The sequence below is a fragment of the Rathayibacter sp. VKM Ac-2879 genome (assembly GCF_015351245.1).
Lineage (GTDB): Bacteria > Actinomycetota > Actinomycetes > Actinomycetales > Microbacteriaceae > Rathayibacter.
The window spans coordinates 65,660-79,302 of sequence record NZ_JADKSO010000001.1 but is presented as its reverse complement, the minus strand read 5'-3'; the positions used below and the strand labels follow the sequence as shown (position 1 = coordinate 79,302).

Genomic DNA, 13,643 nt, shown 5'->3' with positions numbered 1-13,643 from the left:
GAGAGCGGGTGGATCTGTGGAGAACCGCGGCGAATCGGACCTGGGGAGGGACCCGGCTCAGTGCCGTTCGATCCCGAGACCTTCGAGCAGCTCGACCCGCCGCTCGGCGAGCTCGGCCGAGCCGCGGTCTCGAGGCCGTGCCCCGGGAACCGTCATGACGCGCTGGATGCGAGAGACACCTCCCGGCTCGTCGCGACCGAGCAGGACGATGCGGTCGGCCAGCTGGAGCGCCTCGTCGACATCGTGGGTCACGAGCAGGATCGTCGCCGGCGCCGCGGCATGCACATCGAGCAGCAGGTCCTGCATCCGCAGACGGGTCAGCGCGTCGAGGGCGCCGAACGGCTCGTCGAGCAGCAGTACGCCGGGGTTCCGTGCCAGGGCGCGGGCGAGGGAGGCGCGCTGGGCCATGCCTCCCGACACCTCGCGCGGACGGGCGCTCGCGTGCGCGCTGAGGCCTACGAGCGAGAGCAGCTCGTCGACGGCGGTGCGGGAGGCGCTGCGCGAGGTGCCCCGCGGCAGCCCGAGCGCCACGTTGTCGGCGATCGTGCGCCAGGGCAGCAGCCGCGGCTCCTGGAAGGCCACCGCGCAGCGCGGGTCGATGCCCGACACGGGCGCCCCGTCGATGAGCACCGAGCCCTCGCTGGCCGAGTCCAGCCCGGCGGCGATGCGCAAGAGGGTCGACTTGCCGCATCCGCTCGGCCCGAGGATCGCGATGACCTCGCCAGCGGTCACCTCGAGCGTCACGTCGGCGAGCACCGGTGCGCCGGGCGCGAAGGTGCGGCCGACTCCCTCGAACCGCAGCGGGAACGCCGACTGGCCGAGCTTGGCGTCGAAGGCCAGGCTCGTGCGGGCGGGGGTGGCGGGCATGATGCTCCGGGGCGGCGGGGCGGGCAGACGGATCGTCCGATCGTAGGCAGCTCACGGCACACCCGCCGGAGGGCGACGACATGGGGAGTAACACAGAGAGGCCCCGGCCCGTCAGAGCGGACCGGGGCCTCGGACGATCGGGGCTACGCCTGGACGAGCACGATCTCGTCGAGCGGGAGTCGCGTGCGGGGCGCGACCTCGCGCTCGCGCAGCGCATCGCTCGAGAGCGCCTCCGGCTCGGCGACGACGCCGATCGTGGCGACCGTCACCGGCTCGAAACGGGAATCGACGTCGAACGCGCGGCGGATCCCCTCCTTGCCGAAGCCGGCCATCTGGTGCACGTGCAGTCCCTCGTGGTGCGCCTGGATGCTGAGGTGGGCGACGGACTGCCCCAGGTCGTAAAGGGCCCACGGACGCGCGGCGCCCTCGGTGTTGACCGTCTCGGCGAGGGCGACGAGCAGCACGGAGGCGGAGCCCGCCCATTCCGCGTTGAACCCCATCAGCGTCGCGGCGATCGCGTCGAACGCCTCCGTGCCGCGTCGCGCCACGATGAAGCGCCACGGCTGCGAGTTGTTGGCCGAGGGCGACCAGCGGGCGGCCTCGAGCAGCGAGACGAGCGTCTCGTCCGAGACGGAGGCGTCGGCCTGGTAGGAGCGCGGGCTCCAGCGTTCCGCGAGCACTTCGAGGATCGGAGCGCTGGTCTCTGCGGTGCGGGGGAGGGTGAGGGTCATCGGGGGCATCCTTCGAGCGTCTGGCGGGAACCGGGGAGGGGCGCCGTTGCCCGTGAGAATCCAACCGCGCGCTCCATACGGGCATTCCTGCGGCGTCCTCTCCTGTGAGCCGTGACGAGGACCCGGTCTGAGAAGCGGGCCCTCGTGGAAGAGCGGTGCTGGGGCCGTGCTTTGGCGCGCTGTCCCGCCACTGCGTGCCGCCCTGGACGCTCCGGCTCTCGGGCCGGACTGCGTTCGCCACAAGCGGAGGACCGGGGCGCCTCCGAGCCTGGGAACGGTACGGTGGGAGGCGGCGTGGTCACCCCGCGCACCCAACGATCACGAATCTGATGGAGGATCATCCATGTCCCAGCACTTCGACGTCGTCGTCCTGGGGGCGGGCCCCGGCGGTTACGTGGCTGCGATCCGTGCCGCACAGCTCGGCAAGTCGGTCGCGGTCGTCGAGAAGCAGTACTGGGGCGGCGTCTGCCTCAATGTCGGCTGTATCCCGTCGAAGGCGCTTCTGCGCAATGCTGAGCTCGCCCACCTCTTCCACACCCAGGCGAAGCAGTTCGGCATCTCGGGTGACGTCTCGTTCGACTTCGGTGCGGCCTTCGACCGCAGCCGCTCGGTCGCGGACGGCCGCACCAAGGGCGTGCACTTCCTGATGAAGAAGAACAAGATCGCCGAGTTCGACGGCGTCGGTTCCTTCACCGGCCCCCAGGGCCTCGACGTCCAGCTCAGCGCCGGTGGCACGGAGTCGCTCACCTTCGACGACGCGATCATCGCGACCGGCGCGAGCGTGCGCCTCCTCCCGGGCGTCGAGCTGTCGGAGAACGTCGTCACCTACGAGACCCAGATCATGACCCGCGAGCTGCCCGACACGATGGCCATCGTGGGAGCGGGCGCTATCGGCATGGAGTTCGCCTACGTCCTCAAGAACTACGGCGTCGACGTGACGATCATCGAGTTCATGGACCGCGCCCTCCCCAACGAGGACCCGGACGTCTCGAAGGAGATCCAGAAGCAGTACAAGAAGCTCGGCGTCGAGATCCTCACGTCGACCAAGGTCGAGTCGGTCGTCGACAAGGACGGCTACGTCACCGTCACCTACACGGCGAAGGACGGCACGCAGTCGAGCCTCGAAGTCGACAAGGTGCTCATGTCGATCGGTTGGGTGCCGCGCACCGAGGGCTTCGGCCTCGAGAACACGGGCGTCGAGCTCACCGAGCGCGGGGCGATCGCGATCGACGACCACATGCGCACCAACGTCCCGCACATCTACGCGATCGGTGACGTCACCGCGAAGCTCCAGCTCGCGCACGTCGCGGAGGCGCAGGGCGTCGTCGCCGCCGAGACCCTCGCGGGCGCCGAGACCCAGACCCTGGGCGACTACCGCATGATGCCGCGGGCGACCTTCTGCCAGCCGCAGATCGCCTCCTTCGGCCTCACCGAGAAGCAGGCGACCGACGAGGGCCACGAGATCACGGTCTCGACCTTCCCCTTCATGGCCAATGGCAAGGCGCACGGACTCGGCGAGCCGACCGGCTTCGTCAAGCTCATCGCGAGCAAGAAGCACGGCGAGCTGCTCGGTGCGCACATGATCGGACCGGACGTCTCCGAGCTCCTCCCCGAGCTGACGCTCGCGCAGAAGTGGGACCTCACCGCCACCGAGCTCGCCCGCAACGTGCACACCCACCCGACGCTGTCGGAGGCGCTGCAGGAGGCCTTCCACGGTCTCAAGGGGCACATGATCAACATGTAGGGTTCGCGCTCCTCGTCAGAAGGTCCTCGTCGTCCGCGCCGGGGACCTTCTGCGTTTCCTCCTCACGCACCCGGACGCTCCCCGCTCCAGAGGAGCCGGCTCCGGGTCCGCGCGGCGAGCGGACGAAGAACGTCGCTGTGCGTCTCACGCAGGAAGAGGACGCCGTGTGGCATGCCGCGGCGACCGCGGACGGTCGCACGTAGTACGGCTGCTGCTCTTGGTGCTGGCCATGAGGTTGTTGACGCGCACCCTGACTCTTGATTCGCTAAGCCATTTCGCTTACAGTAAGCAGTATGGCTGATAAAAGAGTTGAGGAAGAAGTGACGTTCGGCACGTACTACGTTCGGGCGGGTTCTGCCGAGGAGTTTGAGCGTGTGCTGCCAGAGAGCTGGGCGGCCTTGCGTCGTCTGGGCTTCATCGCGGAAGAGGCGCCGCTGCTGTTCCGTTCGGTGTCCGAACCGCTGCGGTACATCGAGCTTGCCAAGTGGGTCCCCGGGGTGATGGGTCCCGCGCACGAGCACCCCGACCTGATCCCGATCTGGACCCGGCTTACGAACCTCGTCGAGCCGCACACTCCTGCCGTTGTGGACCGGGGGCTGGTGTTCGATGAGTTCGTGCCGGTTGTGCTGAATGTCGTCGCCTGACCCCATCCCGGGTCTTGCCGACCTGGATCGATTGGATGCCCTGTTTGCAGCGCTGTCGCACCGGACGCGGCGCGCAATCTTGGTGACGCTGCTGGCAAACGGTGGCTCTCAGACCTCTGGAAAGATCGCTGGCCGGATGGACAACAGCTGGCAGACGACGAGCCGCCATCTCCGCCAGCTCGAGGAAGCAGGACTCATCACCGTCGGCTTGCAGGGGCGGGAGCGGATCTATTCGTTGGACAGCGCATTCATGCTGGACGCTCTCGACGAGTGGGGTGATCGGTTCCGGTCATGACGCGCGCCCACCGCAACGCGCCGCTGACCCCAGAGGGCCTCGGCACCACGCCGTCAACCCAGCGCAACGTCGGGCGATCTGGTCGACCGAATCGAGGCGATGCGCCGAGAGCACAACACCGACCCTCGCCTTCACGCAGAACAGTTACACGGGCACCGCCTGCGGAGCCATCACGGGCGTGACGGTGCGAAAGACGAGTGACGGAACTGCACCCGCGGCGAATGAGCAGGTCACTGTGACTCTCGCCAATGGCTACCTGTTCCCGAACAATCAGACGAGCTACACCGGCCTGATCGACTCGTCCGGCCTGCTCCTGCTGCCGACGATCACCGTGCCTGCATCGGCCGCGAGCGCCAACGCGATGGGCGCGCCGAATTCCTTCATTTTCGGCGCGCTCAACGCGTTATCGCGATCCGATACCTCCCCTCTTGCGGGAAACCACAACGCCGACAGTGAATATCGCACGAGTGGCGCTAGACGCACTATCTCGTTACGCGTCGCCTGGCGCCAGGGGGTGCTCACAGCACGAATTGCATTTTTGGCGCGAGTTGCGCAAACAGTGCGATCGTACTCGTGGTGCGAAATGTACCGGCACCAGCAGGACGATTCGGCACAACCCCTTGTCCCAACGCCGCAACCTTTTAGATATCTACGACACGCGCCACGAGAAGCGAGGGCTTCCCACCCCAACAGGCGAGCAGTGGTGCGGACTGTTCGCCCTGGCGACGCGGCCCGATGCGCGTCGCCGCGGGCACGCCTCCGCCGTGATCGCCGTGCTGCTGGCCGCGGCGGCCGAGCGCGGGATCGAGCGTTTCTGGTTGCAGGTGCTCCGGCAACATCGGCGCACCGAGTCTCTACGCCTCCCTCGGCGGCGGCGAATCCTCGTGGTACGAGCCCTGGCGCCGTGGCTGAGGTTCAGGAGGCGGCGAGCACCGCGCGCGTGACGGCCTCGGCACGCTCCTCATCGCCCGTCACGACCACCCGCCACCACAGTTCGTCGTCGAGCACGTCGATCTCGCACGAGCCGGCACTGCATCCGGCGAGAGCCTTGTCGCCGATGCCGTCGAGCGGCTCGAGCACGATCGAGAGCCCGGAGGTGAGGGAGAGGTTGCGCCAGCCGTCCTCGCCGTTCGGCAGCGCGTCCACGGTAAGCCCAGAGAAGGCGCTGTTCGAGGCGTCGCTCCAACTACAGGAGGCGTAGCCGGCGCGGGCCGCGGCGGCGGCTACGGCCGTCGCAGGGGTCGTTCCTTCGGTGCCGCTGCCGGGAGTCGCCTGGACGAGTCCCGCGGTCGTGCTGAGCTGCTCGGGCGTGAGCAGCGTCGCGCACACCGGGGCGGTCGCCGTCTCGGGCTCGTCGAACGAGCCGATCGCCGAAGCGGCCGTGCTGGTCGCGAGCGCGGCGAGGTCGATGTCGGCCGGGGCACCGGTCAGCTGGAGGGACACCCAGGTCGTGCCGGCGAGCAGCTCGACGTCGCAGGTGCCGTCGGCGCACGAACCGTAAGCCTCGACCTCGGAGGCGAGCCTGGTGCCGGTGCGGCCGGCGAAGGCCTCGGCCGCATCGCCGGCGGCGGAGGCGGTGATCGAGGCCAGTCCCTTCTGCTCGTACCAGGAACAGGTCAGCAGGCCGCCGTTGTGCTCGGCCGACTCTCGGATCAGCTCGGCGGAGCTGCGGAAGGGCTGCGCGCGCGAGCCTACGAGCACGTTCCGCTCGAGACCGAGCACCGTGGCGGCTCGCGACGCCGGGAGGAGGGAATCGCAGTCGAGGCGGGTGCGCGGCGTCGTCGTGATCGTCGGGGTCGGAGTCGGTGTGGCGCTTGCCGTGGGAGTCGCGCTCGTCTCTTGAGCGATGGGCCCGTCGGGCGTGCACCCCGCGAGGGCGACGAGCAGCGCGAGGCCCGCGACCGTCGTACGCGCCCTCATGCGGCCAGCTCGCGCTCGATCGCCGCCGCGAAGGCGTCGATGTCGTCCTCGGTCGTGTCGAATGAGCACACCCAGCGCACCTCCCCCGTCGCAGGGTTCCAGTCGTAGAAGCGGTAGGCGGCTCGGAGGCGGTCGGCCACTCCCGCGGGCAGCGTCGCGAACACGGCGTTCGCCTGCGTCGGCTGGGTGAAGGCCAGCCCGGTCAGTCGTCCGGCCTCCACACCCTCGTCGAGGCGCGAGCGGAGGCGAGACGCCATCGCATTCGCGTGCCGCGCCGAGCGCAGCCACAGCGGCTCCTCGTTGCCGCCGTCGCCGAGCAGGGCGAGCAGCTGGGCCGAGACGAAGCGCATCTTCGACGACAGCTGCATGTTGGTCTTGCGGAGGTAGTGGAGCCCGCTCGACGCGTCCGGGTCGAGGACGACGATCGCTTCGCCGAGCAGGAGCCCGTTCTTCGTCCCGCCGAACGAGAGCACGTCGACTCCCGCGTCGCTCGTGAACGAGCGCAAAGGCAACCCGAGGGAGGCGGCGGCGTTCGCGATCCGCGCGCCGTCCATGTGGAGCCGCATGCCCTTGGCGTGCGCGTGGTCGGCCAGCGCGCGCACCTCCTCGGGGGTGTAGACGGTGCCCAGCTCGGTCGACTGGGTGATTGAGACGACGAGGGGTTGCGCGCGGTGCTCGTCGCCGAACCCCCAGGCCTCCTCGTCGACGAGCGCGGGAGTGAGCTTGCCGTCGGGGGTGCCGACGGTGAGGATCTTGATCCCAGCGACCTTCTCGGGGGCGCCGCCCTCGTCGGAGGTGATGTGGGCGGTGGCCGCCGAGACGACCGCTCCCCAGCGCGGGAGCATCGACTGGAGGCCGGTGACGTTGGCGCCGGTTCCGTTGAAGACGGGGAACGCCTCCGCCTGCTCGCCGAGCTCGCGGCGGAACGCGTCCTGGAGCGCCGCGGTGTACACGTCCTCGCCGTAGGCGACCTGGTGGGCGCCGTTGGCGGACGCGATCGCCGCCAGCACCTCGTCGTGCACTCCGGAGTAGTTGTCGGAGGCGAAGCCACGGACGTCGGGATGGTGCAGAGCGCTCATCCCCCCATCTTCGCAGCCTCGCGCGCGCCGATCCTGAGCTGTCGTCCGCAGAGACCGAGGCTCGCCGTGCCCCCTGATTGAGGGAAGTGGCAGGACAGAGGACCGGATCGTCGTCAAGAAGTTGGTATCGGCAGGGAGGAGGGCCACTCTTGTCTCATGCGCAGGGACTCTTCGGGGACAGTCCGCGACATGCCCGCCCCTCCCGGGGTGGACGAGATCGCGGCTCGCTTCGGTGACCCCGTCCTGGCGTTCGCGCCGCAACCCCGTCTCGACGAGTTCGCGGCCGCCCAGACCATGGCTCTCGGGAGATTCGTCGAGATCTCTCTCTCGTACTCGTTCTTCAAGAATCCGCGCAATCACGCGGATCCCGTCAACCAGGTCCCGCTCACTCCCGAGCAGAAGCGGGCCATCGATCGGGCCGAGAATGACAGCCTCCCGCCGTGGATGGTCGACCAGGTGACCCGCATGCGCTACCCCGTGCTGTGGGAGGCGGTGCGCACCTCGGTGCCCATTCCCGCGGAACGCAGTCGCCCGCTCGAGTCGCGGCTCGCCGCGCACATGGGCGACGTGCTCCGCAACACGTTTCCGGGCCGCGTGCGTACCCGTCGTGGAGGCATGCCGGTGGTGGCTGCGGCGCTGCGCGACGAGGATGTCGTGCGCGGCGTTCCTGTGATCGTCGACGGGGAGGCGATGCGCGGCTATCGCGTCGACACCGACCCGGACGTGGTGGCGATCGGTGCCCGCGTCGACGGCAGGTATATGACGGTCGTGCTCGATCGGAAGATCGCGCCGGAGGTCCGCATGGAGTTCGTGCGCCGCGTGCCAGGGCGCCCCGCCTCCTGAACTCGCCTCGTCGCCGCTCCTCGTGAGCCTGGGGCGGGTCGGATGTCGGTAGACGACCGCGGCCCTGCTCCCGGTCCGGTCAGGAGCGTCCCGGCACCGCGATCCCGTGCTCATACGCGAAGACGACCGCCTGGATCCGATCGCGCACCCGCAGCTTCATGAGGATCTTCGAGACGTGGGTCTTCACGGTGGCCTCGCCGACGAAGAGTTCGGCGGCGATCTCGGCGTTCGACCAGCCGCGGGCCAGATACACCAGCACCTCGCGTTCGCGGTCGGTCAGCTCGGCGACGCCCGGGTGCTCGGAGGCGGAGGGACGCTCCGGCTCGGCCGCGAAGCGCTCGATCACCCGGCGGGTCACATCGGGAGCGAGCATCGCGTCGCCGCGAGCGACCACCTGCACGGCCTCGACGAGCTCCTCGGGCGACGCGTTCTTGAGCAGGAAGCCGCTGGCGCCCGCCGAGAGCGCCTCGAAGAGGTAGTCGTCGCGATCGAAGGTCGTGAGGATCAGGACGCTCGAGCACAGGCGCGGGTCGCGGACGATCTCCCGGGTAGCGGCCAGGCCGTCGAGCCCGGGCATCTGCACGTCCATGCAGATGACGTCGGGGCACAGCTCCGAGGCTCGCTGGATCGCCTCCCAGCCGGTGCGCGCCTCCCCGACGATCTCGATGCCGGGCTCGGACTCGAGGATGATCCGGAAGCCGGCTCGGACGAGCTCTTGATCGTCGACGAGCAGCACGCGCACATGCTCGGTCATGGGCGGCCCCCGCTCGCTCGGTCACGGTGTCCCCTCGACACCTCCGACGACGCTACCGGGTCGGGAGCGCTCGACCCTCCCCGGTCTCGAACGGGGGCCAGGGGGACATGGGCGTGCACGAGGTAGCCGTCCCCGCGCGGACCTGCTTCGATCCAGCCGCCGACGGCCGCTGCACGCTCGGCCATGCCGGTCTGGCCGAGGCCGCAGGAGGCCACCGGCGTCGGGTGCGACGCCTCGCCTCCGTCGTCGGCCACATCGAGCTCGACGGCGTCGTCGAGGTAGCGGACACGAACCTCGACCCGCGCGCCTCGCCCTGCGTGCTTGCGCACGTTCGTGAGCGACTCCTGCGCGATGCGGTAGAGGCTGAGCCCCACCGTTGCCGGGATCTCGCGAGGGTCGCCGAGGGTGCGGAACTCGGTGGGTAACCCCGACCCGGTGGAGGCGGCGACGAGCTCTTCGAGCTGCGCGACCCCGCGGGTCGAGGCGGAGTCGTGGAGCGGGTTGGGTCGTGCGTCCTCGGTGCGCAGCGCCACGAGGATACGGTGCAGCTCCTCGATGGCCGAGCGAGCGTCGTTCTCGATCGCGCTCAGCGAGGCCGCCGCTTTCTCGGGGTCTCGCGCGAGCACGCGCCGCGCGGCTCCGGCCTGCACGCCCATCACGCTCACATGGTGGGCGACGACGTCGTGCAGCTCGCGGGCGATGCGCAGCCGCTCCGACGACACCGCCTGACGCGAGGAGCGCTCGCGCTCGTCGTCGAGCTCGGCCGTGCGCGCCTCCAACGCCTCGAGGCGACGGGCCGACTGCCACGAGCCCTCGCCGAAGAAGAAGGCGCTGCCGAAGAACAGCAGATTGACCAGCACGGCCAGCGCCGATTCGGCCAGGTAGGGCGACATCCCTCCCGACGACTCCGCAGAGGGGACGGGGTGGCCGAGCCAGTCACCCGACACGAGCGAGGTGAGGAGCCACCCGAGCATCGCGACGGCGATCACCACGCGCACGAGGAGGGCGACCCTCCGGTCGCGGCCCCACGCGCCGACCGTGTAGATCGCAAGGAACAGGCAGATCTGGTTGAACAGCGACTCGGGGACGTGCAGGACGAGTCCGAGCACGTAGATCACGGCGACCGTCACGGCGACGGTCGCCGGGTACCGTCGCCGCAGCGCGAGCGGCAGCGTCAGCGCGATCGCCCAGGCGGCGCTGATCGTCGGGTGCGCAGCACCGGGGAACCCCGCCGAGGTGTACAGCGCGACCGAGGCGAGTGTCGCCACCAGCAGCACTCCCGCGATGACCGCGTCGTGGAGCGCGCCCGCCCGCGCGGGCGCTCGTCGCGCCCAGCCCGCGGCGAGCGGGTCGGAGACGGAGGACATGCGCCCACGCTAATCGACGTGCAGCGGACAGCCGACGCGGGGCGACGCGGCCGGCTCCGGGGAGGCGGTCCGCTCAGTCGCGCCCGGTGATTCCCCGGGTCGAGCCGATCACGTCGCCCATCTTCTTGCCGAGTGCCTCGTAGAACATCGAGAGCGGGAACTCGTCGTCCAGCACCGCGTCGGTGAGCCCGCGCGGCGCCCCGAGCAGCACCTCGTCTGGCAGTCCCCGTGCCCACGCGGAGGCGGGGTGTGGGGTGACCACGGCGGCGATCAGAGCGTGCGCTGCCAGCCAGTGCGCGGTCTTCGGCCGATCGATGGAGCGCCAGTAGAGCTCGTCGATCGCATCCGAGAGCGCCACGACCACATCGGCCACGTTCTCCCACTCGATCGCGAGTCGCGTGTCGGTCCAGTGCAGCACCCCCCGCTGATGCAGCCACGCGAAGAGCAGCTGGCCGCCCAGACCGTCGTAGTTGCGCACGCGCGAACCGGTGAGCGGGAAGCGGAAGAGCCGGTCGAAGAGGATCGCGTACTGGACGAAGCGCGAGCGCTCGGCGAGGGCCTCCTCCTCGGTGCTGCGCTCCTCGATCGTCGCGAGCCGGCGCTCGATGGCGACCGCCTCCCGGAACGCGGTCAGGTCGCAGCGCAGCTCCTCGAGCGAGTAGAGGAAGAACGGCATCCGCTGCTTGATCATGAACGGGTCGAAGGGCAGGTCGCCGCGCATGTGGGTGCGGTCGTGGATGAGGTCCCACATGACGAAGGACTCCTCGGCGAGGCGCTGGTCGGCCAGGAGACGACTCGCCTCCTCGGGGAGCTCGAGGCGGGTGACCGCGGCGGCAGCCGACACCACACGCCGGAATCGGGCCGCCTCACGGTCGGCGAAGATCGCGCCCCAGGTGAACGAGGGAACCGCCCGCATCGCGACCGTCTCGGGGAAGAGCACGGCGCTGTCGGTGTCGTAACCCGAGGTGAAGTCGATGAAGCGCACTGGGACGAACAGCGCGTTGGAGTAGTCGCCCGCCTCGAGCTCGGCGACGAAGCGCGGCCACACCACCTCGACGAGCACCGCTTCGATGTGGCGGTCGCGGCTCCCGTTCTGCGTGTACATCGGGAACACGACGAGGTGGCGCAGCCCGTCCACCCGATCGAGCTGGGGCTGGAAAGCGGTGAGGGAGTCGAGGAAGTCGGGCACTCCCAGACCCTCGGCACTCCACCGCTCGAGGTCGACCACGAGGGCGTCGAGGTAGCTTCGGTCGTGGGGGAAGGCGGGGGCGAGGGCGGCGACGGAGGCGACGATCCGCGCGAGCGCGCCGCGCGCCTCCTCACGGCTCTCGGTCGCGGCGAGAGAGCCGTCTTGCGCTTGGAGCGTCTGCAGCTCGGTCGCGGCGGCCTTGAGGTCGAGCCAGGCGGCGGAGGATTCGATGCGGTCTTCGACGACCTCGGGCTCTCCGACGACGGTGCGCTGCACGACTGGCGACATGGTGATCCTCCTCACGCTCGTAGGAATGGGTAGAACGGGCCGGATGCGGCCCTTCTTCGAGCGTAGGGATATCTCCACGCGGTTTTCGTGCGTCGGGAGTCGACCTTCGCGCGCGATCTCGGGTGCGAGCGCACGTCTGTCCCGCCCTGCTCGCGCACGAGTGGGTCAGCATTCGATCAGGCCTTGTAGAGACTCATGCCCCCCTTTTGGGTCAACAATCTCGACGCGGTGCGCCTGACCCCCGGAATGGGTCGATGATGGGGCGAGATCGCGGTCGCCTCTCCAGTGCGACCCTTCGATCCGTGGAACGCTCCGAACCCTGGCGGGGTGGTCCGACGATCGGCCCATCCCGAGAGAGAGGATCGGTACGCGTGACGGGACCCGAACCCCGAAGCGACCACAGAGCAGTCAGCATCGATCAGCAGTCAGAGTCCCCCCGCCTCGTGCCGTGGCCGCAGGTGGAGCTTGCAGCGCTCCGCAGCGCCGCCGTCGAGCGGGGACTCAAGACAGAAGGCGACCTCCTCGCCCTCCACGAGCGCTACCTGCGCGCGTGGTCGGACGAGACAGCGTTCTTCTATGCGATCGAGCTCGACGGTCACTGCGTCGGCATCATCGGCTATTGGTACGGCCAGTCGAGAGGCGTGATCGCCTACGAGGCCGCCTGGAGCATCGCCCCGGAGGCACACGGCATCGCGACCCGCTCCGTCCGGCTCTTGCTCGAGCAGGCAGCGGAATACCCCATGCCGCGCTTCGTCCACGCCTACGTCCCCGCCGACGACGCGGACGTCAACGCGACGTGCTTCGCGGCGGGCTTCGACCGCGTCGACGTGATCGAGCAGGGCGATCCCGTCGGCGTCTACGCCGACTGGGCGTTCGATCTGGCGGCGGTCGCCTGACGCCCGCGTGAGGGTCGCGAGCGCGCCTCCTAGGCTGGGAGAACCCGCGCGCTCGCGCACCACACCGTGGCCCCTCGGCCGCGACGACGAGGGAGGATCGCTCTGGAGGGAGTGCTCACCGGCTTCTCGATCATCGGGGTCGTCATCGGCGTCGGCTACCTGACCGCGCGGTGGGGTCTCGTGCCCCCGGAGGCGCGGGGGGTGCTCTCGCGCATCGCGTTCTTCGTGACCACTCCCGCGCTGCTGTTCACGGTGCTCGCGAAGGCCGACGTGACGGTGCTGTTCTCCTCCTTCCTTCTTGTGTCGCTCGCCACGGTGGCCGTCGTCGCGCTGATCTCTCTGCTCGCGTCGCGGCTGTTCTTCCGTCGCCCTCTGCCGGAGACAGTCATCGGCACGGCCGCCTCGGTCTACGTCAACGCCAACAACATCGGGCTCCCCGTCGCGATCTACGTGCTCGGCGATCCGCAATGGGTCGCGCCGACCCTCCTCCTCCAGCTGATCGTGCTGGCGCCGACGGTGCTGACGCTGCTCGACATCTCGACCAGCGGTCGCACCTCGGTGGGCGCGATCCTGACCCAGCCGCTGCGGAACCCGATGATCGTCGCGTCCGCGCTGGGCCTCGTCGTCGCGGTCTCCGGAGTGACGCTGCCGGCCCCGGTGCTCGCGCCGTTCTCGATCATCGGGAACGCGTCGATCCCTCTCGTCCTGATGGCCTTCGGCATGTCGTTGCGCGGGCAACGGCCTCTGGAGGCAGGGTCGGCGCGCGTCGAGGTCGCGGTTGCGTCCACGCTCAAGGCGGTGGTCATGCCCGCGATCGCGTACCTGATGGGCCGCTTCGTCTTCGCCCTCGACGCCCAGCACCTCTTCGCCGTCACGGTGACGGCCGCCCTGCCCACGGCGCAGAACATTTTCACTTTCGCGTCGCGCTACGACCGAGGCATCGCCGTGGCTCGCGACACGGCCCTCGTGACGACCGTCGCGGCCGTGCCGGTGCTCGTCGTGGTGTCTCTCCTGCTGGGGTGACGG

At 69.6% G+C, this 13,643-nt stretch carries 14 protein-coding genes; 7 read left to right on the top strand and 7 right to left on the bottom strand.

Features of this window, described 5'->3' with window-relative positions:
- Positions 1–57: 57 nt before the first annotated feature.
- Positions 58–867, bottom strand: coding sequence for an ABC transporter ATP-binding protein (locus tag ITJ45_RS00355; protein WP_194606869.1), 810 nt, complete (start codon positions 865–867; stop codon positions 58–60).
- A 143-nt stretch (positions 868–1,010) separates the two neighbouring features.
- Positions 1,011–1,598 (bottom strand): nitroreductase family protein, encoded by a 588-nt coding sequence (locus ITJ45_RS00350; protein WP_194606868.1) that lies wholly within the window; start codon positions 1,596–1,598, stop codon positions 1,011–1,013.
- 343 nt (positions 1,599–1,941) lie between these two features.
- Here ITJ45_RS00350 and lpdA point away from each other — a divergent pair, with 343 nt between their 5' ends.
- The 4 genes from lpdA (at position 1,942) to ITJ45_RS14375 (ending at position 5,225) form a co-directional block, all read left to right on the top strand.
- On the top strand, positions 1,942–3,342 hold the full coding sequence (gene lpdA / locus ITJ45_RS00345) for a dihydrolipoyl dehydrogenase (protein ID WP_194606867.1): 1,401 nt from the start codon (positions 1,942–1,944) through the stop codon (positions 3,340–3,342).
- A 293-nt stretch (positions 3,343–3,635) separates the two neighbouring features.
- Entirely contained in the window at positions 3,636–3,986 is a 351-nt protein-coding gene (locus tag ITJ45_RS00340) for a hypothetical protein (protein ID WP_194606866.1), read from the top strand.
- Positions 3,973–4,281 (top strand): ArsR/SmtB family transcription factor, encoded by a 309-nt coding sequence (locus ITJ45_RS00335; RefSeq protein ID WP_194606865.1) that lies wholly within the window; start codon positions 3,973–3,975, stop codon positions 4,279–4,281. Before ITJ45_RS00340 ends, ITJ45_RS00335 begins: the two co-directional genes overlap by 14 nt.
- Positions 4,282–4,733: 452 nt before the next feature.
- Positions 4,734–5,225, top strand: coding sequence for a GNAT family N-acetyltransferase (locus ITJ45_RS14375; protein ID WP_416365247.1), 492 nt, complete (start codon positions 4,734–4,736; stop codon positions 5,223–5,225).
- Here ITJ45_RS14375 and ITJ45_RS00325 read toward each other — a convergent pair.
- Positions 5,197–6,201 carry a hypothetical protein gene (locus tag ITJ45_RS00325; protein ID WP_194606863.1) on the bottom strand — a complete coding sequence of 335 codons (1,005 nt, stop codon included), beginning with the start codon at positions 6,199–6,201 and terminating at the stop codon, positions 5,197–5,199. The genes ITJ45_RS14375 and ITJ45_RS00325 overlap by 29 nt on opposite strands.
- Positions 6,198–7,280, bottom strand: a complete 1,083-nt coding sequence (locus ITJ45_RS00320) for a threonine aldolase family protein (protein WP_194606862.1) — start codon at positions 7,278–7,280, stop codon at positions 6,198–6,200. The genes ITJ45_RS00325 and ITJ45_RS00320 overlap by 4 nt, the downstream gene beginning before the upstream one ends.
- 189 nt (positions 7,281–7,469) lie before the next feature.
- On the opposite strand from ITJ45_RS00320, the gene ITJ45_RS00315 reads away from it, so the two are divergent.
- Entirely contained in the window at positions 7,470–8,123 is a 654-nt protein-coding gene (locus ITJ45_RS00315; protein WP_194606861.1) for a hypothetical protein, read from the top strand.
- A 79-nt stretch (positions 8,124–8,202) separates the two neighbouring features.
- Here ITJ45_RS00315 and ITJ45_RS00310 read toward each other — a convergent pair whose 3' ends face one another.
- The 3 genes from ITJ45_RS00310 to ITJ45_RS00300 all read right to left on the bottom strand — a co-directional run bounded on the left by ITJ45_RS00310 (position 8,203) and on the right by ITJ45_RS00300 (position 11,721).
- Positions 8,203–8,877: a response regulator gene (locus ITJ45_RS00310; protein WP_194606860.1), complete on the bottom strand. Its 675-nt coding sequence runs from the start codon at positions 8,875–8,877 to the stop codon at positions 8,203–8,205.
- A complete protein-coding gene (locus tag ITJ45_RS00305) occupies positions 8,874–10,244 on the bottom strand; it encodes a sensor histidine kinase (protein ID WP_194606859.1) in 1,371 nt (456 codons plus the stop codon). Before ITJ45_RS00305 ends, ITJ45_RS00310 begins: the two co-directional genes overlap by 4 nt.
- Positions 10,245–10,317: 73 nt before the next feature.
- Complete coding sequence (locus ITJ45_RS00300) at positions 10,318–11,721, bottom strand: DUF6421 family protein (RefSeq protein ID WP_194606858.1); 1,404 nt, start codon at positions 11,719–11,721, stop codon at positions 10,318–10,320.
- Between the two features lie 371 nt (positions 11,722–12,092).
- On the opposite strand from ITJ45_RS00300, the gene ITJ45_RS00295 reads away from it, so the two are divergent.
- Together ITJ45_RS00295 and ITJ45_RS00290 are read left to right on the top strand one after the other, a co-directional pair.
- Positions 12,093–12,617 carry a GNAT family N-acetyltransferase gene (locus ITJ45_RS00295; RefSeq protein WP_194606857.1) on the top strand — a complete coding sequence of 175 codons (525 nt, stop codon included), beginning with the start codon at positions 12,093–12,095 and terminating at the stop codon, positions 12,615–12,617.
- A gap of 102 nt (positions 12,618–12,719) precedes the next feature.
- Positions 12,720–13,640, top strand: a complete 921-nt coding sequence (locus tag ITJ45_RS00290) for an AEC family transporter (protein WP_194607675.1) — start codon at positions 12,720–12,722, stop codon at positions 13,638–13,640.
- Positions 13,641–13,643 lie beyond the last annotated feature (3 nt).

Bases quoted from the DNA above. Each gene is read 5' to 3' on its own strand.
- ITJ45_RS00300 (WP_194606858.1), bottom strand. From the start codon at position 11,721: ATGTCGCCAGTCGTGCAGCGCACCGTCGTCGGAGAGCCCGAGGTCGTC.
- ITJ45_RS00350 (WP_194606868.1), bottom strand. From the start codon at position 1,598: ATGACCCTCACCCTCCCCCGCACCGCAGAGACCAGCGCTCCGATCCTC.
- ITJ45_RS00340 (WP_194606866.1), top strand. From the start codon at position 3,636: ATGGCTGATAAAAGAGTTGAGGAAGAAGTGACGTTCGGCACGTACTAC.
- ITJ45_RS00335 (WP_194606865.1), top strand. From the start codon at position 3,973: ATGTCGTCGCCTGACCCCATCCCGGGTCTTGCCGACCTGGATCGATTG.
- ITJ45_RS00310 (WP_194606860.1), bottom strand. From the start codon at position 8,877: ATGACCGAGCATGTGCGCGTGCTGCTCGTCGACGATCAAGAGCTCGTC.
- ITJ45_RS00315 (WP_194606861.1), top strand. From the start codon at position 7,470: ATGCCCGCCCCTCCCGGGGTGGACGAGATCGCGGCTCGCTTCGGTGAC.
- ITJ45_RS00305 (WP_194606859.1), bottom strand. From the start codon at position 10,244: ATGTCCTCCGTCTCCGACCCGCTCGCCGCGGGCTGGGCGCGACGAGCG.
- ITJ45_RS00355 (WP_194606869.1), bottom strand. From the start codon at position 867: ATGCCCGCCACCCCCGCCCGCACGAGCCTGGCCTTCGACGCCAAGCTC.
- ITJ45_RS00325 (WP_194606863.1), bottom strand. From the start codon at position 6,201: ATGAGGGCGCGTACGACGGTCGCGGGCCTCGCGCTGCTCGTCGCCCTC.
- lpdA (WP_194606867.1), top strand. From the start codon at position 1,942: ATGTCCCAGCACTTCGACGTCGTCGTCCTGGGGGCGGGCCCCGGCGGT.
- ITJ45_RS00320 (WP_194606862.1), bottom strand. From the start codon at position 7,280: ATGAGCGCTCTGCACCATCCCGACGTCCGTGGCTTCGCCTCCGACAAC.